Raw genomic sequence first — 19,598 nt, 5'->3', positions numbered from 1 at the left:
ATGTTTACTGCCAAGCCACAAAATCAGATATGTTGTCTAGACGTTCTACTGCTACAGCTCGACCTAAGCAGCGAGCCCAATAAGTTTCTCGTTCAACTTGCTCCCCTGCACCAGACCACTCAACAACACGCAAAGGGATACCCTTTAAGTATGGCTTCAACAACATGTTCAAGTGTGTATCGAACCCTGAATACCCAAACAGAATAATTTCCTCTGCCTCGGATAAAGCAAATTGTAAATAGTCCCAATATGTTGAAAGAGCGTGCGAAGTAGCTATAACTGAAGGCTTATGTTTTACATGAGTTAGTACGATATGCTTGCTTGGGATATCTCGATCTAAATTAAGCCTATCTCTAGACAATTTAACAATATTACCTTCATGTTCCATAAACAGAGGTGACCCATGAAGGTGTAAATAATACCCAAAATCATTGTCATACCTACGCTCTAATGCATCAGCTGAGAAGCCTCGGTTAAGCATCCCATCGATAAGGCTGCCGTTATAACCATCTACTAAATCGTTATCGATAAATGAATTGTACAAAAGTTTATCGTAATTTAGTGTTGCGACGTGGGATTTAGTTTCACGAATAAAATCAACTAGAGCGTCTTCAAAGGCTTGAGGCAAAGTACCATTATAATTATGAAGCTTAGTCGCTACTTTATGAATATAAGTCGCCGTTATTTCTGGAAACGATTGACCATCTTCAGTAAGCCAGTGAATATCGCCATCACCGATTAAGTTTAGAGACTTACAGTGTGTTACTGCTTGATGAAGTAAATCAAGCTCATCTTCTCCTTGTGGTGCTCCCGGTCGCCCAAGGCAACGTTCTATCAATTGTTGCTGTTCTAAAGTTAAAAAATCTTCACATTCCCATATGTCTTCTAATGCAGCAGTCAAAGAGAAATGAGCAGGATCCAATGACATTCCTAACCCGTTACCAAAAATCACCAATTTCCTAGCCAATATTTACTCCTAATTTCAATAATAGGGTTAACGCCGCGTTAAGGGGCGCAGGCACGCAATACAAAAGTGACCGCATAACACCGTAACCACTAAACACAACGCAAATTGAAAATGCCACGCGTGCCAAGTCCCTCTTGAACGCTTTGTTAGGCAAATTTCCAGTTGAGAGCCTTAGCCTCATGCTCTTTAATAAAGCTGTCTTTATGGCGGCAATATACATCTATGTCATTGTTGCAGATTGCTGCTCCAGTTTTCTTTAACACGCCATACTCATCGGCCACTTCAGGAAAAGCGATAAGATACTCTTTAAAAGCGATGTGTCTTTGTGCTTCATGTGAATCGGTTAGAAAGGCGTGGACTTGATGAGTTCGTTGAACCCCACCTTTTTGAAAGTAGCGCCTACCCGGGATACCAAACTCACCTTTAGCAAGATAACCTAGCGATTCCATCAAGCAACTTTGCTCATCCAGATCACTGAGACATTTAACTTCAAGTAGAATATCTATAATTGGTTTCGCACATAGACCTTCAATTGAAGTGCTACCGATATGGTGAACTCCCACCACATTTTCTTGGTTTAACGCATTACAGATTAGCGCTTTCTCTCGGTTAAAATCATCAGCCCACGACGACTGAAAATCTACGACTTCAATTATCCTTAAACTCACGCCTATCTCCATTTTCCTAACGCCGCATTAAGGGGTGAGCAACGCCACCACCTAACCTAAACCATTGTGCCGTAAACACTAAAGCCAACTCAAACCAAAACTGCCAAGCGTTGTGAATCCCTCTTGAATGCTTTGTTAGTTGCCAAACCTAAAGCTTTGATGTGAAGTTAATTACCGCTTTGCTAACACTTGCTTTACGTATTTTGGAAAACTCAAATCAGGCGCAGTTTCAAAGCGTTTGTCACTGAAACCACTTGGAACATACAACGCTGTAGAAAACGAGCTAACAACACCAAAAAGCGCCTTTGGACAAACAATGTTACAGAGCTAACGTTCAACATATAAATCGGTTTCTGAAATAGAGAATACAACCACAAAAGAAACCAACGCACGATTTTACAAACCCAAATAACTAGAAATTGAAATACGAAAACCGAGCCAAAAACACACGAACCTTAGCCCTAAATATTTTGTTTTAGCTGCGTTTTTCTCGTTGGCAACTAACGCTTTCTATACGGCAATTTGCCTCCTTTCTGGCAAGCTACCGCCCTCTTTCTGATCAAAAGCGCTATGAATCGTAGCACCTATATGCATGAAACAAATAGAAAAACAGTATGAAAATGTGTGGTCGCGCGCGCAATTAGACGGCGCAATACACGCTAATTACAAAAGAGGTGATAGATTAAGAATGCTGTATAAATAAACAGGTCATTTTTATCATGAAAAGTCAGTTTTTACTTAGTGTAAAAGAGCACATGCTTACTCGTCATTATGCGAATAAAACCATCGAAAGTTATCTATTTTGGATCAAACGCTTTATCACTTTCCACCAGCTTGCCCACCCTTCGACACTAGCAGAAGATGATGTCGTTCAGTTCCTGAGTTACTTAGCGGTAAAAGAAAAAGTTGCGGTAAAAACGCAAGCTTTGGCACTGAACTCAATATCATTTTTATATCGTGATTATTTCAAAACTCCACTATCACTTGATATGAGATTTCAGAAATCTCTGACCGAAAAGAAACTTCCCGTTGTGTTAACCAGGGAGGAGATCCGACGATTCGTTCAACATATCGACCCGAGGTATAAACTCCATATTCAGTTGCTTTATGGCTCAGGGCTTCGAGTCATGGAGTGTTTGCGCTTAAGAGTTCAGGACATCGATTATGATTATGGAGCTGTTCGTGTTTGGCAAGGAAAAGGAGGTAAAAATCGTACCGTAACGTTAGCAAAAGAGCTACATGAGCCGCTTAAAGCTCAGGTTAATTTAGCAAAAGATTACTATTTTAAAGATAGACACATGCCTGGTTATGCGGGCGTATACATCTCTGAAGGTTTACGACGTAAATACCCAAAAGCGGAGCTAGATTTTAACTGGCACTTTTTATTCCCATCAACAAAGTTAAGTACAGATCGGGACACCGGAGAGCTCAGAAGGCATCATATCAATGAAAGTGCAATACAAAGAGCGGTAAAACGCGCTGCAACGGATGCGTGTATCGAGAAAATAGTAACATGCCATACACTCAGGCACAGCTTTGCCACGCATTTATTGGAGTCTGGTGCAGACATTAGAACCGTACAGGAGCAATTAGGACACACTGATGTAAAAACCACACAGATTTATACTCACGTTATCGAGCGCGGGGCTGGCGGCGTGTTGAGTCCATTATCCAGCCTTTAGAAAAACAAAGCCACCTCGAAAAGGTGGCTTTGCAGTATAACTCGTTATTGACGAACACCGAGTTTCACATTGCCCTTTGAGTCAAACCAAAGCGCTTGTGAACGGCGACGTCCAATCAATATTGGACCATCATCATAAAAGAGAAAGTTCTTCCAATGCTTTTTAAAAATCGACCATTTAGTTTCGATGACATTGTACTTCTCGTAGCAAAAGTAAACGGTCACATCGTCTTGCCAATCGATATGTGCTTCTACTTCCGCTGGCATGTCCGGATCATCCAACTCCCACGCAGCCATCCAATCAACGACTTCAGACCAGTTCGCCTCATTCATTGGCCAATCTTGGGAGCTAAGTCGATCCATATCGGGGCTTTGAGCACTAATATTTTCTTTCCAAAATTGTGCTGAACGAGCTTGGCTCATCGGCTTAATAAAAGCCAAATCTTCTTCTGGCACAGGCATCGACTGATGCGTAAAAATCCATTTTCTTTGGTATTCATCCAAAGGCAAATAAGACATTCAGTCTCCTTTATTACGATTTCAGCCAACCTTTCTCTGTGGCTTCTTCTATCAACTCTTTCGCTTTGTCCCATAAGGTAACAGAGCCAAATTCAATTCGTTTATTAATGGTAAGTGCTTGTTCACGAGAGACGCCATGCTCCTTCCAACTCTGACCATTATTATGGTAGTTCAAGAGCATTGGAATTAACCGATCGAGTGCTCTTGCATACTTAGCATCATCGGTCTGCACGGCTTCAAATTCATGCCAAAGCGCCAATAGCTCTTGCTCCTGATCGCTGGGTAACATACCAAACAAGCGCTCTGTGGCTCTAATTTCTTTTTCTGCTTGCTCTTGAGACGCAGCAGTATCATAAACAAAGGTATCGCCCGCGTCGATCTCTACTACGTCATGTATCAATAACATTTTCATCACTCGGCAAATATCAACTGGTGCATTCGCATGCTCTTCCATCAATATTGCCATCAGTGCGACATGCCAACTATGCTCACCACTATTTTCGAGACGCCCTTCAGCACTTTTAACTCGAGTTCGGCGCAAAATGCTTTTGAGTTTATCGAGCTCGATTACAAGTGCTAATTGCTTTTCCAATCGCTCCATACTATCGCCATTCTGGTTGCCAGTTCGGATTAATAAGTGACGTTAGAACGTGGTCTTGCCATTCACCATTAATCAAAAGGTAATCTTTTGCATACCCTTCTCGATTGAACCCTACATGCTCTAGCACAGATTCACTGCGTTTGTTGTGAGGCATGTACCCGGCTTGAATACGATGCAGTTTCTGAACGTTAAACATGTAGTCGCAAGCCATAGTTAATCCACGACGCATATAACCATGCCCTTGCGCTTTTTCAGCGAGAGAATATCCGACGTTACAAGAATAAAAAGGGAAACGACTCAAATTACTAAAGGATATCGTACCTAGCATTTCACCCGAAGAGGCTCTGACCAAGAGGCAATAATACCCCAACCCCATTCGATGCAGCTCATTGAGCTTGATAAGCTTTTGCAACCAACCGTTCACTGAGAAAAAAGCTTCTTCACGTTTCGGTTCAAATGGTTTCAGATATTCTCGGTTCGCTTGAAAATACTCGGCAATCATATCTGCGTCACCGATTTCAGCAGTACGCAGAAGCAAGTCACCGTCCAACTTATGAACGGCGATAGATGAGCTGTTATCTTCCATTACAAATGATTAATTCCGTCTTTTCGTTCAATTCGATTAATTCTTGCGGATACCGTAATCACGCAGTTTATTAGCGATTGAGGTATGCGATACATTTAAGCGCTTAGCAAGCTTGCGGCTTGATGGGAATGACTGATACAAACGCTCCAGAACCTGAGATTCATAGTCACGCATGATCTCATCCAATGAACCGTCGATGTTAAGCGTCGCACTACCAGCGCCGACTGATTGAGGCTGAGGTAAATTGAAGTGCTCCGCATTTAGTATACCACCATCCATTTCAGTGAGTGCTCGAAGAACCATGTTATCCAGCTGGCGCATGTTTCCTGGCCACTGATAATTTGCAAGGGCATCAACTAGGCCATCATCAAACTCTGGCTTATCAATACCAAGCTGTTGAGCATGTTTCGCCACAAACAACTCAAGCAATGGCGCAACGTCATTTGAGCGCTTACGTAACGGAGGAATGCTGAGCGTAAGTACGTTGAGACGATAATACAAATCTTCACGGAACATTCCTGCCTCAGAAAGTTCGGCAAGGTTATGTTTTGTTGAAGCGATGATACGAACATCGACATGCATCTCATCTTCTGCACCGACACGACGGAAATTACCATCTTGTAGAAAACGTAACAGCTTGATTTGAAGATGCGAACTCATTTCACCGATTTCATCAAGAAATACTGTCCCGCCATTTGCTTGCTCAAAGATGCCTTTGTGACCTTGTTCATGATTAAATGAACCCGGCGCATGACCAAAAAGTTCGGTTTCTGCTACATCGTCAGGCATCGAAGCACAACTCAAAACTAAGAATGGCTTGCTCGCACGACTAGAACGGCTGTGGCAAGCTTTAGCAAGCATTTCTTTACCGGTCCCTGTTTCGCCCTCAATTAACAGTGGCTGGTCAAGCACAGACAGCTTCTTAGCTTGGTTCATTAGCGCTTTATGACGGTTCGATATACCAACAAAGTGCTCAAAACCCAGAGGATTATGCAGTGGTAGCGCTTCTTCAATTCTTGCGACTTGCTGACTAGAGCGAATCGTCATTAGAGTACTCGCTAGAGTCGAGTTTTGCGCTTCGTCTCGGATATAAACGGGCATCAACTCAAGAACATAGTCCAAGCCATCAATCACAAGGTTTTCCCGCGTTCTGCCATTCACACCTTCAGGCCAGCGAGAAAAACGAACACTTGGCAGCAAAGCTCCGATCTGCGTACCAATTACTTCTTGCTTGTGAAGACCAAGCAGTGAAAGTGCAGACATGTTTGCCATGTCTACGGCACCTTTAAGGTCGATGGCAAAAACCGGATCGGGCAAGTTATCAACTAGCGAGAGCAACTCCGTATTGTGGCGCTCCATCGGCATAAACTGGATTTTACGTACGTCTTTCACCCCCGGAATACGGCGGATTTCAGCCATCAGCTCACTAAACGTATCAAAATCAATATCTGGGCAATTCAAATAGATAATACCGCTAATATCGATTTCGATACCACGCAAGTCGATGCTTTTAGACGCTAAAATATCGAGCAGTTCTCGGGTCAAGCCGAGTCGATCTTCACATAAGACTTCAAGACGCACTGAAAATATCCCAATTCACGACTGTCAGGAAAAGTTGACAGTAGTTTCTATCATGCTTGGAATGGCGTCAAGCAATCCTATCCATCAAAGTTGATATTCGTTACGGTTTCATCGTAATTGATGCAACTTTCGCCGCCACAGCCTTGCGTATGGTGCCCAATTTAACCTGACGGTCAGGATACCATGGTAGTGGACGCAATAAGGTCATCGCTTTCAAGCCCAAACGTGCCGTTAGAATACCAACACCTAGCCCCTGCCCCGCACGAGCGGAGACTTTGCCCGCAAGGTCCATCGACATCAAGTCCATACTGGCATCAATAGCTAGCTCACTGGCACCAGCCGCCGCCATATTGACAAATACCGCTTTTAGTAGCTTGATGCGAGAGGCGTAACCTAGCTCTACCCCATATACTTTGGAGAGGTTGTCGATCATTTTGAAATTTCGCCACGCCACCAGCAACATATCAGCGGCAGCCAGAGGGCTCACCGCGACTAGGGCCGCACACTCGGTTGCGTGCTGCGATACGATTTTCGTTGCCAACTTGTCTTGTTGGCTCACAACCATCGAGTCATACATATCAAGGATTTCAGCATCACTATGAGCTGGGTTAATGCTGTTCTGCCAACGATCAAAGCCCGGGTTCTCTGCCATCACGCCACTTTGTTCTGCCACTGTTTCGCAAAAGGCTTTCCCTTTCCCCACACTCTCACTATTAACAAGTGCTTCGGCTTCTTCTTGAACACTAAAATGATTTCGTAGTTTGCGCAGTTTCCAAAGCTCTTTACCCATCGCCCCTAAACCAAGCGAAGCGATCGCAGCAATAAACCCCGTCCAGCTTAAAGCCAGCCAATCAGAAGTTTGAATTGCGGTTATAACCGAGTCCACCGCTTGCCAGCCAACCAAACCAGCAAAGGTGGCAAATGCGCCAGTCGCAAGCCATTTTCTGCCCGGTTTTGGACGAATGACATGCTCGAGTTGCAATTCCTGTTCGGTCTCCTGGCGCTCTTCTTTAACTTCAACAGGTACGAATGTTTCTTTTTCGCCGAATGTTTGCTGCGCCGTCAACTCCGGTTGATTCGATTGCTGCTCTTTTTCCATCGCCTTTTCAGAGAAAACTTGTTTTTGCTTCAACTCACTCATTTCAATTTATCTCCAATCAGGTAATCCAGTGCTTTGTCTAAGCGTATGTGCTTCACTGGCTCATCATTCGGTGAGGGCATTGGACGGAATGACGTAAAATCAAACCCGTTGTTTTGCCAATAAGCCGCATTTGGTAGTTTTTTCGGCACTTCTCCCGGGAACATCGTCATCGGCTCACCATCCAACGTCGTACCCTGTAACGCCGGAATCGTCTTATCTCCAGAAGAAATAAATCCCGTCGTGGTTGATTGGATAGAAGCGATACTCATGCAACTCATCTCGATATTCTCGTAGGCTGCGGTTTGCCACGCTGGATGCACCATTTGTTGTAGCAAAGACACTAAATTGGGATGCTGATCGGGCGTGATATGATCCGCTTTTGTGGCAGCAAACAGCACTTTGTCGATTTTTGGTGAGAATAAACGGCGCAAAAAGCTACTACGACCATAACGGAAGCTATGCATGATCTGCTCTAGCGCTTGGCGCATGTCGTAAAACGCTTCATCGCCGGCATTGAGAGGCTGCAAGCAATCCACAAGTACAATCTGGCGATCGAAGGTCGTAAAGTGATGCTTATAAAACGCTTTCACTACTTTCTGTTGGTATTCCTGAAAACGCGCTTCGAGCATCGCCAAGTTGCTGCCCTTAAGCGCCTTGCTTTCCGAATCAGCACGACACGGGAAAAACTGTAGCACTGGCGCGCCTGCGAGCTCACCAGGTAATACGAAGCGGCCAGGCTGTACCCAATGAAGACCTGCGTCTTTACAGGCATGAAGGTACTCGGTGTATGTATGCGCAACTTTCTCGAGTAGTTTCTCGTTCACTTCAGCAGAAAGATCCACCTTTTCTAATTCAGACAGCCAAGCTTTGGCTAAATCGCCACGCTGGCCTTTAAGTGCATCAAACTGAGTTTGCGACCACGTCGCAAAGTCCATGTCCAATAACGGCAGGTCGAGCAGCCACTCTCCTGGATAGTCGATAATATCAACATTTAAAATTGCGGTTTTACTCAACAGCTTTTTCGTGGTTTTATTTGGTTTGTACTTGAGCGCTAAGCGAATCTCACTCACATCCCGTGTTGGTACTGGCCATTGAGGTGGGGTCGCATGGATCTGGCTCATCGCTTCGTCGTAAGCAAAACGTGGCACCATCATATTCGCTTGAGGTTCACGCTTCGCTCCAATAAGACGCTTATCTCTGGCTGCAGTCAAAAGAGGCAAATTATCATGGGTAGCGGTATGGAGGAGCTGATTCACTAATGACGTGATGAATGCCGTCTTACCGGCACGAGAAAGTCCGGTGACGGCAATTCGAACATTGGAATCCATACCTCTGTTGATAAAGTCATTGACTTCTTTCTTTATTCTTTTCATTGCGCTTCTTTATCTTGCTCCGCTCTAAAACAACGTTATCAGCAACTTCGGGTATTAATCTATGAATACTTACCTTTCAATACTGAACTCTATGAGTCTAACTTTATATACCTTAATAAAAGATGAACAAAACATTCGCTTAAAGCAGGATGAAAAAAGAAAAGCCCCTGAGTGGTTCAGAGGCTTACTTAATCAACACTAAAGCATTAGTGACCCTATTTATGCTGATTACTGTGTTGAACAGAAACCTGCTTTCTTTGAGTCTAGTCGTCTTCGATTAATTTATAGATAACAAATAGAGCGATTTCTAAAATCAGCCACAACACACACGTGATGGTCACGTACTTCTCATCAAAGATGCTGATGCCGTGAAGGATCAAGTCGTAGCCAACAAAGCCACCTACCACTACAGCAAGAATAATTTGTAGAATCTGAATAAAACGAGGCATGCCGTCTCCTAATTATTGTTCGCATAACGTTTGATTGCTATGCCCTGAGGTTTATATCTACATTATATAGACAAAAAGTGCAGTTTTCGCTGCACTTTTGTCAAATGTTTGCTAGGTAAATCAGCACCTTGTCACATTCTCTCTACTGAGACAATGTAAGATTACCGTTTGCCTTACGCTTCCATCTCTTGGATTTTCACTTTCCAAGTGTCAGGACCGATTTGGTGCGCGTTAACGCCATTTGAGTCTACAGCCACTGTTACTGGCATATCTTCAACTTCAAATTCGTAAATCGCTTCCATACCTAAATCTTCAAATGCGACAACGCGAGCTTTCTTGATCGCTTTCGCAACCAAGTACGCAGCACCGCCGACAGCCATTAGGTAAACCGCTTTGTGATTCTTGATAGATTCAACCGTTGCAGGGCCACGCTCAGCTTTACCGATCATGCCCATGATGCCTGTTTTTTCTAGCATCATATCGGTGAATTTATCCATACGCGTTGATGTTGTTGGACCAGCAGGACCAACGACTTCATCACCAACTGCATCGACAGGACCTACGTAGTAAATGAACTTACCGTTTAGATCTACACCTTCTGGTAGACCTTCGCCATTATCTAGCATGCCTTGAATACGTTTATGCGCTGCATCACGGCCAGTCAGAATTTTACCTGATAGAAGAACGGTTTCGCCTGTCTTCCACTCTTGTACTTCTTCTTTAGTAATCGTGTCTAAGTTTACGCGACGCGTGTTTTCTCCCGCTTCCCAAGTAATGTCTGGCCAATCTTCTAGTTTAGGTGGCGTGAGCTCTGCTGGGCCGCTGCCATCAAGCGTGAAGTGTACGTGACGAGTCGCCGCACAGTTCGGGATCAAACAAACAGGCTTAGAAGCGGCATGCGTTGGCGCCGTTTTGATCTTAACGTCGACAACAGTCGTCAAACCGCCAAGGCCTTGCGCGCCGATACCAAGTTTGTTCACGCGATTGAAGATATCAAGACGAAGCTCTTCTTCTGCGTTTTGCGGGCCACGGTCAATAAGCTCTTGAATATCGATGTGTTCCATTAGAGATTCTTTTGCCAATACCGCTGCTTTTTCAGCCGTACCGCCAATACCAATGCCAAGCATGCCAGGAGGACACCAGCCCGCGCCCATTGTTGGTAGCGTTTTCTCTACCCACTCTGCAATATCGTCAGATGGGTTTAGCATCACCATCTTAGTTTTGTTTTCACTACCGCCGCCCTTCGCTGCGATCTGAATTTCAACTTTATCGCCCGGAACCATGTTGATGTGTACGACAGCAGGCGTGTTGTCTTTGGTATTAATACGTTTACCGGCAGGATCCATAAGTACTGACGCACGCAACGGGTTGTCTGGGTTCGTATACGCTTGTCGAACACCTTCATCTACCATCTGCTGAACCGTCATGTCGGTTGAGTCCCATTGCACGCCCATACCGATGTTGACGAAACACGTCACGATGCCAGTATCCTGACAAATTGGTCGGTGACCTTCTGCTGACATTCGGGAGTTAATTAGGATCTGAGCAATCGCGTCTTTAGCGGCTTGGCTCTCTTCGCGATGGTAGGCTTTTTCAAGAGCTTGAACAAAGTCTAGCGGGTGGTAGTAAGAAATATACTGTAGCGCATCAGCGACACTGCTGATTACATCCTGCTTGCGTATTACCGTCATTACATGCCTCGTTATAGTTATGCTTCCATTATTGGCTTGGCTTCAATCGTGTTTGTTGAGCTTATTGCTCTTTTGAGCTTCGTTTTTTTATAAACAATTGTCGAACGGCTGATATCGACACACGAAACGCTGAAGTCGCCTACTTGTAAACCATCTCAAAACCCTATGAATAGAGGGAGTTTGGCTATACAGAGGAATATGATACTCTTGCTGCCCATGACATGCCATGCAGTGAACGATCTCTTTGTCACAAATTACACAAATGAACAACATGGACAATCAATTCATTGATTTTAAAGCGCTGGAATACGCACCAGAGTTTGCTCTTCACCTCTTTTCTCACATTCAACACCTGCCTTGGGCGATGTTGCTGCGTTCTGCATCAGAAACGCATATCGATAGCCGCTTCGATGTGTTGGTTGCCAACCCAATTGCAACGTTAGAAACCACTGCCGACAACACACAAGTTGAAACGCCATCGAATGGCTATTCAACTCAAGATGACCCATTTGCGCTGCTTCATCAGTTGCAAGAACAGTGGCTTCCTCACGTTGAGTTAAATAAAGAATTGGATTTGCCTTTTGTCGGCGGAGCGCTCGGTTACTTCAGTTACGATTTAGGTCGCCGCGTAGAAACGATGCCAGAACTGGCCGAAAAGGATCTCAACACGCCCGATATGGCGGTAGGTCTGTATGAATGGGCCGTCGTTGTTGACCACAAGCTTAAAAAAGCCTGCCTAGTCGGTCAGAATATCGAGCAAGCTTGGCAATGGTTAGACGAGCAAGAAGCAGAGCAAAGCGTAGACTTCGCTCTGTCTGGTGATTGGCAGTCAAACATGACGAAAGAGAGCTACGCTACTCGCTTTGACAAGGTGCAAGAATACTTGTTGAGCGGTGACTGCTATCAGATCAATTTGGCGCAACGCTTTAACGCACCGTATCAAGGCAGTGAGTGGCAAGCGTATCTGAAATTAGAGTCCGCCAACCAAGCGCCATTTTCCGCTTTTATCCGTATACCAGAGTCTTCGATTTTGAGTATCTCTCCAGAGCGCTTTTTAGAACTCAAAGATCGCGTCATTGAAACGAAACCAATCAAAGGTACTCGACCACGCAGCGAAGATCCAAGGCAAGATAACGCTAATGCCCATGACTTGCAGACAGCGGAAAAAGATCAGGCAGAAAACCTAATGATTGTCGATTTGCTGCGTAATGACATTGGTCGAGTTGCGTCACCGGGTAGCGTTCACGTGCCAAAGCTGTTTGAGATTGAAAGCTTCCCCGCAGTGCATCATTTGGTGAGCACCATTCGTGCGAATTTGGATGAGCAATACGCTCCTGCGGATTTGCTGCGAGCGTGTTTTCCAGGCGGTTCAATTACGGGCGCACCTAAAGTTCGCGCAATGCAGATCATTGAAGAACTGGAGCCGCACCGACGCAGCGCGTATTGCGGCAGTATTGGCTACATTTCTCGCCATGGTCGTATGGATACCAGCATCACCATCCGCACTCTCGTAGCGGAGAATCACAAACTGTACGCTTGGGCAGGCGGCGGCGTCGTTGCGGATAGCGATTGCGCTTCTGAATATCAAGAAACGTTGGATAAGCTCTCAAAGATTTTGCCAGCGCTGCAATAGTAGGTTTCGCCAAATGGCAACGGTCTATGAATCCTGCTAACGAAAACAAGCAAAAACGCCTCCATTACGGATAATGCCGCTCGTTTAACAGCGAGTGGCATATTTCTGTATCTCGTCATCCTGTACCGCGACGAAGGAGCGTGATACAGGCTCTTCTATCCGAGCACTTTATGGTCAAATTTGTTTCATTAGCCGCTCAGCATGCTGCTATTAGATTCCTAGTCTCGCCAAGGCTCGCTAGAATGACCTAAAAAACATCGTTAAATGATCGGCATTATCCAGTGTGGAGCGTTTTTTGTGTGTTTTATTTACAGGTACTTTGGCTTTTAGCCGTTGGCTAACAAGAATCCGTTTTTTAAGAGGCAGCGTCTACTGCTCAAGCCACTTACACATGATCTGTTCAATATCGGTTGCGGTGTACGGTTTAGTGAGGATGTCGTCCATGCCTGAATCAATGCACTTTTGACGCTCTTCGATGGTAGTGCCAGCGGTTAAGGCAATAATAGGATGGGTGAAACCACGCTCTCTTAGGTACATCGTCGCCTCATAACCATCCATTTCTGGCATTCGGCAATCCATAAATATCAGTTCGTAATCTTTGTTTTTCACCGCTTCTAAAGCTTCTTTCCCATTGGCTTTTAAATCAGGCGTAATGTCGAGTTTTTTCAGCATTTGAGTAACTATCACTTGGTTCATTCTGATGTCATCAACCACCAATATTGAGCGTCCTGCCAAATCACTTCGCTCTATGGTAGCTAATTCCCCCTCTGCTGCGCCTTGGGCTTGCCCCTCCTTTAGAGGAATAGATACTTTAAAGGTGGTACCTTTGCGTTCTTCACTTTCAAAGCTAATCTCGCCCTGCATCAAATCCACTAGATTTTTACAAATCGCAAGGCCCAAACCTGAGCCTTCAAAACTTCGCTTCGCCGAGCGATCTACTTGCACAAATGGGTCAAATAATGAGGGCTGCGCTTCTATCGGGATGCCAATACCCGTGTCTTCAACCTCAAAATGCGCAATACCGTTTATCCACTCCACTCGCAGCACCACCCCACCCAAATGAGTAAACTTAATAGCATTTCCCACCAAGTTGACCAAGATCTGTGTAATTCGCTCTAAGTCACCAACTAAAAACTCGGGAATACCGAGCTTTTTATCGATGGAGAAATGAATTCGCTTTTCTGCTGCTTTAGCTGAAAATACGCCCATGATGGCTTTTTCAAGCTCTTCCCAAGCAAAGACCTTATCGATGATTTCCATCATACCGGCATTCATCTTGCTGAAGTCGAGAAGATCGTTAATGATGACCCTCAACAAGTCTCCCGATTGAGTCAAGTTGTTTAGGTAATGGCGTTGCTCTTCACCTAACTGTGTTCGACTTAGTAGTTCAGCACTACCTAATACGCCATTAAGAGGTGTACGCAACTCGTGGTTAATCATGGCGACAAACTCTTTCGTCGCTTTTTCCGATTCCTCTGCCCGCTTTCGCAGCTCCACTTCTCGCTCTAAACTCAAATGACGGCCAATGACCCCATGAACCAAATCCGATACCAGCTCCATCTGTTTGGAAATAAACGACTGATCGATTTGATCCAACTGAACAGAGAAGATCAACTCCCCTACTGTTTGCTTGTCAATGATGATAGGCAAATGCAAGTTTTCCCCCTGCCAATTGGGGACAGTCTTAATCGTATTCTCATGGCGAAGCTGTAAATGACCAAAATGATGTCGGCGCAAAGAAGAGAGTTTTGTGGAATCAAGATGTAAGTAAGCCGCAGAAATGATTGAGTTCGAAGTGAGCTGTTCAATAAAACTGGCAATCATGGCTTCATCAAACGTGCTCGACAGAAAAGTTCGACCAAACTTAATCAGCGTCGCGTCAACTTTCTCTTCGAACTCAAACTTGCGTAAATCCTTTTTTGATTTCAACTCAAGCTTTTTCAAAGCAACACTTAGTTGTTGAGTAGATTCATAAAGTTCGAAGCTCTTCTGCTCCAATAACCGCTCAGCTGCTTTTCTTGATTCGATTTCTCGTTTGAGTTTCCTTTCTAGCGAGGAACTTCCTGTCATATCGTTCTTATTGTGCCTCTAACCAAAAGCGAACCTGGCTACCATCTTCTGACTGGTTTTGGTGTTTGATATGAATAACTTCACCAAAGTGCGCTGCGCAACCTTTTATTAGACCTAAACATACGTGAGACATGCACCGCGCACTTCGATAATCAAACACCATGTTTGATTGAGTCTCGCTGATAAAATCAAACTGAGGAGGATTAGCATCTGGGTAAAGCTTTTTGACCTCGACATGAATAAAATCTTCAACATGGCGAACAAATTGAAATGTCGTTTCACACTGCTGCAAACTCGCGTGACTAGGAATCGAGCGAAGTAAATTCAAAAAAACGCACTCTCCAAATACTTCTTGCAGTTGTTCAGGTGGAATGCCAGATACTTTACTGAGATTCACAATCAATTTAACCAAGTCTTTATGATCGTAACTACCAACCGCAGTATAAATCCCTTCGTCATTAGAAAGGTCGAGCACTTGGTCTAACACATCGAGACCAAACTTCTCTTCCACTAACTCCATGAACTCGGTGAAAATAATCCCTTTCATTAGTCAATACTTGCCCCATAGTGACGTCTTAAAATAAAGAATGGTTTATAACCTTATAAGTTTCAAATTATTATACCCAAGCAGAGTGAGACCCACGACACAAAGCAGGGAAAGAACCAATGGACGTGCTTTGGTATTGCCGTACTAATACTTTAATACCGTACCAACGGCGATAGCACCGCGCCTCTTGCGGCCATTGAGTATAATAAATAGTGGTTAGGCACAATAAATAAGGATTTGGTTTGGTTATCGACAAAACTCAATTACTGCAAAACTTTCAATTTCGGCTTCCAACGGGTTACCACAAAGAGTCCCTCGCGCGACTGAAATGGATGAAAGGAAAATCACTGCGAGACGCAGCGGTCTTAATTGGTTTTGTAGAACGCCCGGAGGGGCTACAGGTCATTTTGACAAAGCGAGCAGCACACTTGCGTCATCATCCGGGACAAATCAGTTTCCCCGGCGGTAAGTTTGAGCAGGAAGATCATCATCTAATCAATACGGCATTAAGAGAAACCAAAGAAGAGATCGGCATAGAAGATGAACATATTCATGTATTTGGCCAGCTTCCAACATTGCCAACGATTAGTCAGTTTAATGTGACACCGTTTTTGGCCTTTATTTCTCCTGAGTATAAAACGCATATTGACCCAAATCCAAATGAGGTGGAGTCCGTTTTTGAAGTTCCTGCCAACCACATTCTGAATCCGAAAAAGTTGTACAGCACCAAGTTTGACCTAAAAAACAGCAGTCATCGTGTATTTGCTATCCCATATAGACAGCATTTCATCTGGGGCATGACCGCACAAATCATCGAATCAATGCAAAAACATATCATTTCACATTAAAAACTTCTGATATCGGTATTTTTATGGATGCGATCATCATGCGCATCAATATTAATAAAACGTTGCTTCATAAACATTCATTCACATTAGATTAATTTGCCATTTTCACCGCAAACGCTTGCGGTGAAATAAATTTATACAAACAGCCCTATCGATAAGTTTTTCTAATTTTACTCATTAGCAGAAATCACGAGTAGCACATCATTTTCGTGATAAAAAGCAGGTTTTTGACATATCATTCAATAAGCGTAAGCAATAAATGATTTAGATCTAATTTTCCTAGTGTAAAATCTTGCAAAATTACTCCCGACTTATTTCCTGTTCCCAAAATGAGTAACTAAAAAATGAATACAACTACTTCTGCAGTTTCTACCGCACAATCGTCTAGTAAGTTTTCTTACAAAGACTTTACCTGGTGTCTGTCCCTTTTTGGTACGGCAGTAGGTGCCGGTGTACTATTCCTTCCTATTAAAGCAGGTGCAGGTGGCTTTTGGCCATTAGTAATCCTAGCCCTAATCGCAGCACCAATGACTTGGTTCGCACACAAATCTTTAGCTCGCTTCGTTCTTTCTGCGAAAAACCCAGAAGCGGACATCACTGACACAGTAGAAGAGCACTTTGGTAAGACTGGCGCAAACCTTATTACGTTCGCTTACTTCTTCGCTATCTACCCAATCGTACTTATCTACGGTGTTGGTATCACAAACACGGTTGACTCTTTCCTAGTTAACCAAATGGGTATGGAATCTATTCCTCGCTGGCTACTTTCCGGTGCACTTATCGCTGCAATGACAGCGGGCGTAGTGTTCGGTAAAGAGCTTATGCTGAAAGCAACTTCAGCGATGGTTTACCCTCTAGTGTTCATCCTACTAGCGCTGTCTGTGTACCTAATTCCTGGTTGGAACACTTCAATGATGGAAGTATCACCTGACTGGGGTGCAATGCCAGCTATCGTATGGCTAGCAATCCCTGTTATCGTGTTCTCTTTCAACCACAGCCCAATCATTTCTCAGTTCTCTAAAGAACAACGTCGTGTATACGGTGATGACGCAGTTAAGAAAACTGACGCTATCACTGGTGGCGCAGCGATGATGCTAATGGGCTTTGTAATGTTCTTCGTTTTCTCTGTTGTACTTTCTCTGTCTCCAGAGCAACTAGCAACAGCACAAGAGCAAAACATCTCTGTTCTTTCTTACCTAGCAAACGTTCATGAGTCTCCACTGATCTCTTACTTAGGTCCACTGGTTGCTTTCGCGGCTATCACTTCTAGCTACTTCGGCCACTTCCTAGGTGCGCATGAAGGTCTAGTTGGTCTAGTGAAATCTCGTTCAAAATCGCCAGTAAGCAAGATCGAGAAGATGTCTCTTATCTTCATCGTAATCACAACTTGGATCGTTGCTATCGTTAACCCAAGCATCCTAGGTATGATTGAAACAATGGGCGCACCGATGATTGCGGCAATCCTATTCTTGATGCCTATCTTCGCAATGCAAAAAGTTCCAGCGATGGCTAAGTACAAAACTTCAGCACCTGTGCAAATTTTCACAGCAATCTGTGGTCTTGCTGCCATTAGTTCTGTAATCTACGGCGCTCTTTAATCATCCCTGCCCTAGCACGGTATGATTAATCCAAAAATATAACGATAAAATTAAGCCTCCCAACTCCCCTTGGGAGGCTTTCTTCTGAGGTAATCGATATGATTAGTGTTTTTGATATCTATAAAATCGGTGTTGGACCTTCAAGCTCACACACTGTAGGCCCAATGAAAGCGGGTAAAGAGTTTATTGATGATCTTCGTGCAATGGGAAAACTGCGCGACATCACTAAAATCACCGTTGACGTTTATGGATCACTATCACTGACAGGGAAAGGTCACCACACAGATATTGCTATCATCATGGGTCTTGCAGGCAACACTCCTGAGAAAGTTGATATCGATTCTATCCCGGGCTTTATCGCTCGCGTAGAAGAAACTGAACGCCTTCCTGTTGGCATGCACTGTCACACAGTATCGTTCCCACGTGAAGGTGGAATGAACTTCCACAAAACAAACCTTGAGTTACACGAAAACGGCATGCAAATCCACGCTTGGATTGATGACGAAAAAGCGTACTCAAAAACTTACTACTCTATCGGCGGTGGTTTCATCGTTGATGAAGAAAACTTCGGTAAAGAAGTTGAGAATCCAGTAAAAGTTCCTTACCCGTTTACAACGGCAGAAGAGCTTGTAAAGCAATGTCATGAAAGCGGCCTGTCTATCAGTGCGCTAACCATGAAAAATGAACATGCGCTTCATTCTGACGAAGAAACTCGTACTTACTTCGCAAACATCTGGCGCACAATGCGCGAATGTATGGATCGCGGTATGAACGAAGAAGGCATTCTGCCTGGTCCACTACGCGTGCCTCGTCGTGCAGCAGCACTTCGTCAGCAACTGCTTACTTCTGAAAAAACAACGAACGATCCAATGTCTGTTGTTGACTGGGTAAACATGTTTGCTTTTGCAGTAAACGAAGAGAACGCAGCAGGTGGTCGTGTTGTAACTGCGCCGACTAACGGTGCATGCGGCATCATCCCTGCAGTACTAGCTTACTATGACAAGTTTATCCAAACCGTAACTGAGAAAGACTACATCCGTTACTTCGCAGCTTCTGGTGCTATTGGCGGCCTTTACAAGCGTAACGCGTCTATCTCTGGTGCAGAAGTTGGCTGTCAGGGCGAAGTTGGCGTGGCATGTTCTATGGCGGCAGCTGGCCTTGCTGAGCTTATGGGTGGTAGCCCAGAGCAAGTATGTATGGCGGCAGAAATCGCGATGGAGCACAACCTAGGTCTAACTTGTGACCCGGTTGCAGGTCAGGTTCAGGTTCCATGTATCGAGCGTAATGGTATTGCAGCTGTAAAAGCAATCAACTCAACTCGTATGGCACTGCGTCGTTCTTCTGCTCCTACTGTTTCTCTAGATAAAGTTATCGAAACCATGCTAGAGACAGGTAAAGACATGAACGCGAAATACCGTGAGACTTCTCAAGGCGGCTTAGCAGTAAAAGTTATCTGTTAATATCGACGAAACCCGAGCCTCTGCTCGGGTTTTTTATACCTCATTAACTATGAATAATGGGTTGCTACGCCCAGCATAAAAAAACCTAAAACCTTGAATATATCCAAATATTATGGATATCCCCGTAAAAAATCACATCCCTCTCCTAGCTTTATTGATAACGTAGCCAAAAATTAAACTTGGAG

At 44.3% G+C, this 19,598-nt stretch carries 17 protein-coding genes; 5 read left to right on the top strand and 12 right to left on the bottom strand.

Annotated features, from left to right (window positions below):
- Nucleotides 1-4: 4 nt before the first annotated feature.
- Nucleotides 5-967, bottom strand: a complete 963-nt coding sequence (locus OO778_RS06550; protein ID WP_264911076.1) for a hypothetical protein — start codon at nt 965-967, stop codon at nt 5-7.
- Between the two features lie 146 nt (nt 968-1,113).
- Nucleotides 1,114-1,635 (bottom strand): GrpB family protein, encoded by a 522-nt coding sequence (locus tag OO778_RS06540; RefSeq protein ID WP_237312740.1) that lies wholly within the window; start codon nt 1,633-1,635, stop codon nt 1,114-1,116.
- Nucleotides 1,636-2,354: 719 nt separating this feature from the next.
- Between OO778_RS06540 and OO778_RS06535 the strand changes: the two genes are divergently transcribed.
- Nucleotides 2,355-3,317, top strand: a complete 963-nt coding sequence (locus OO778_RS06535; protein ID WP_074191488.1) for an integron integrase — start codon at nt 2,355-2,357, stop codon at nt 3,315-3,317.
- Nucleotides 3,318-3,361: 44 nt separating this feature from the next.
- Here OO778_RS06535 and OO778_RS06530 read toward each other — a convergent pair whose 3' ends face one another.
- The 8 genes from OO778_RS06530 to OO778_RS06495 all read right to left on the bottom strand — a co-directional run bounded on the left by OO778_RS06530 (nt 3,362) and on the right by OO778_RS06495 (nt 11,257).
- Nucleotides 3,362-3,835 (bottom strand): DUF2947 domain-containing protein, encoded by a 474-nt coding sequence (locus OO778_RS06530; RefSeq protein WP_012841656.1) that lies wholly within the window; start codon nt 3,833-3,835, stop codon nt 3,362-3,364.
- 13 nt (nt 3,836-3,848) lie between these two features.
- Nucleotides 3,849-4,436 carry an HD domain-containing protein gene (locus tag OO778_RS06525; protein WP_264911075.1) on the bottom strand — a complete coding sequence of 196 codons (588 nt, stop codon included), beginning with the start codon at nt 4,434-4,436 and terminating at the stop codon, nt 3,849-3,851.
- 1 nt (nt 4,437) lies between these two features.
- Nucleotides 4,438-5,022, bottom strand: coding sequence for a ribosomal protein S5-alanine N-acetyltransferase (rimJ, locus tag OO778_RS06520; RefSeq protein ID WP_258614758.1), 585 nt, complete (start codon nt 5,020-5,022; stop codon nt 4,438-4,440).
- A gap of 36 nt (nt 5,023-5,058) precedes the next feature.
- The gene (gene tyrR, locus OO778_RS06515) at nt 5,059-6,603 is read right to left on the bottom strand and encodes a transcriptional regulator TyrR (RefSeq protein ID WP_104969575.1); all 1,545 of its coding nucleotides are present in this window, start codon (nt 6,601-6,603) and stop codon (nt 5,059-5,061) included.
- Nucleotides 6,604-6,703: 100 nt separating this feature from the next.
- Nucleotides 6,704-7,744, bottom strand: a complete 1,041-nt coding sequence (locus OO778_RS06510) for a TIGR01620 family protein (RefSeq protein ID WP_046876179.1) — start codon at nt 7,742-7,744, stop codon at nt 6,704-6,706.
- Nucleotides 7,741-9,117, bottom strand: a complete 1,377-nt coding sequence (locus tag OO778_RS06505) for a YcjX family protein (protein WP_264911072.1) — start codon at nt 9,115-9,117, stop codon at nt 7,741-7,743. Before OO778_RS06505 ends, OO778_RS06510 begins: the two co-directional genes overlap by 4 nt.
- Before the next feature lie 263 nt (nt 9,118-9,380).
- Entirely contained in the window at nt 9,381-9,566 is a 186-nt protein-coding gene (locus tag OO778_RS06500; protein WP_012841654.1) for a hypothetical protein, read from the bottom strand.
- A gap of 173 nt (nt 9,567-9,739) precedes the next feature.
- A complete protein-coding gene (locus OO778_RS06495; RefSeq protein WP_005376905.1) occupies nt 9,740-11,257 on the bottom strand; it encodes a fumarate hydratase in 1,518 nt (505 codons plus the stop codon).
- Between the two features lie 271 nt (nt 11,258-11,528).
- Here OO778_RS06495 and pabB point away from each other — a divergent pair, with 271 nt between their 5' ends.
- The gene (pabB, locus tag OO778_RS06490; RefSeq protein WP_256935579.1) at nt 11,529-12,890 is read left to right on the top strand and encodes an aminodeoxychorismate synthase component I; all 1,362 of its coding nucleotides are present in this window, start codon (nt 11,529-11,531) and stop codon (nt 12,888-12,890) included.
- 369 nt (nt 12,891-13,259) lie between these two features.
- On the opposite strand, the gene OO778_RS06485 is transcribed toward pabB, so the two are convergent.
- Nucleotides 13,260-14,960 carry an ATP-binding protein gene (locus OO778_RS06485; RefSeq protein ID WP_114323198.1) on the bottom strand — a complete coding sequence of 567 codons (1,701 nt, stop codon included), beginning with the start codon at nt 14,958-14,960 and terminating at the stop codon, nt 13,260-13,262.
- 7 nt (nt 14,961-14,967) lie between these two features.
- Nucleotides 14,968-15,507: a heme NO-binding domain-containing protein gene (locus OO778_RS06480; RefSeq protein WP_012841652.1), complete on the bottom strand. Its 540-nt coding sequence runs from the start codon at nt 15,505-15,507 to the stop codon at nt 14,968-14,970.
- Nucleotides 15,508-15,749: 242 nt separating this feature from the next.
- Here OO778_RS06480 and OO778_RS06475 point away from each other — a divergent pair, with 242 nt between their 5' ends.
- From OO778_RS06475 to OO778_RS06465, 3 genes are all read left to right on the top strand, one after another.
- Nucleotides 15,750-16,355, top strand: a complete 606-nt coding sequence (locus tag OO778_RS06475; protein ID WP_264911067.1) for a CoA pyrophosphatase — start codon at nt 15,750-15,752, stop codon at nt 16,353-16,355.
- Between the two features lie 344 nt (nt 16,356-16,699).
- Nucleotides 16,700-17,953 (top strand): aromatic amino acid transport family protein, encoded by a 1,254-nt coding sequence (locus OO778_RS06470; RefSeq protein ID WP_005396901.1) that lies wholly within the window; start codon nt 16,700-16,702, stop codon nt 17,951-17,953.
- 98 nt (nt 17,954-18,051) lie between these two features.
- On the top strand, nt 18,052-19,413 hold the full coding sequence (locus OO778_RS06465; RefSeq protein ID WP_005396900.1) for an L-serine ammonia-lyase: 1,362 nt from the start codon (nt 18,052-18,054) through the stop codon (nt 19,411-19,413).
- Nucleotides 19,414-19,598 lie beyond the last annotated feature (185 nt).

The organism is Vibrio sp. STUT-A16, from assembly GCF_026000495.1.
Classification (GTDB): domain Bacteria; phylum Pseudomonadota; class Gammaproteobacteria; order Enterobacterales; family Vibrionaceae; genus Vibrio; species Vibrio diabolicus.
This window is presented reverse-complemented; position numbering and strand designations above follow the sequence as displayed.

Bases quoted from the DNA above. Each gene is read 5' to 3' on its own strand.
- OO778_RS06495 (WP_005376905.1), bottom strand. From the start codon at position 11,257: ATGACGGTAATACGCAAGCAGGATGTAATCAGCAGTGTCGCTGATGCG.
- OO778_RS06510 (WP_046876179.1), bottom strand. From the start codon at position 7,744: ATGAGTGAGTTGAAGCAAAAACAAGTTTTCTCTGAAAAGGCGATGGAA.
- OO778_RS06500 (WP_012841654.1), bottom strand. From the start codon at position 9,566: ATGCCTCGTTTTATTCAGATTCTACAAATTATTCTTGCTGTAGTGGTA.
- OO778_RS06535 (WP_074191488.1), top strand. From the start codon at position 2,355: ATGAAAAGTCAGTTTTTACTTAGTGTAAAAGAGCACATGCTTACTCGT.
- OO778_RS06485 (WP_114323198.1), bottom strand. From the start codon at position 14,960: ATGACAGGAAGTTCCTCGCTAGAAAGGAAACTCAAACGAGAAATCGAA.
- OO778_RS06525 (WP_264911075.1), bottom strand. From the start codon at position 4,436: ATGGAGCGATTGGAAAAGCAATTAGCACTTGTAATCGAGCTCGATAAA.
- rimJ (WP_258614758.1), bottom strand. From the start codon at position 5,022: ATGGAAGATAACAGCTCATCTATCGCCGTTCATAAGTTGGACGGTGAC.
- OO778_RS06505 (WP_264911072.1), bottom strand. From the start codon at position 9,117: ATGAAAAGAATAAAGAAAGAAGTCAATGACTTTATCAACAGAGGTATG.
- pabB (WP_256935579.1), top strand. From the start codon at position 11,529: ATGGACAATCAATTCATTGATTTTAAAGCGCTGGAATACGCACCAGAG.
- OO778_RS06470 (WP_005396901.1), top strand. From the start codon at position 16,700: ATGAATACAACTACTTCTGCAGTTTCTACCGCACAATCGTCTAGTAAG.
- OO778_RS06530 (WP_012841656.1), bottom strand. From the start codon at position 3,835: ATGTCTTATTTGCCTTTGGATGAATACCAAAGAAAATGGATTTTTACG.
- OO778_RS06480 (WP_012841652.1), bottom strand. From the start codon at position 15,507: ATGAAAGGGATTATTTTCACCGAGTTCATGGAGTTAGTGGAAGAGAAG.
- OO778_RS06465 (WP_005396900.1), top strand. From the start codon at position 18,052: ATGATTAGTGTTTTTGATATCTATAAAATCGGTGTTGGACCTTCAAGC.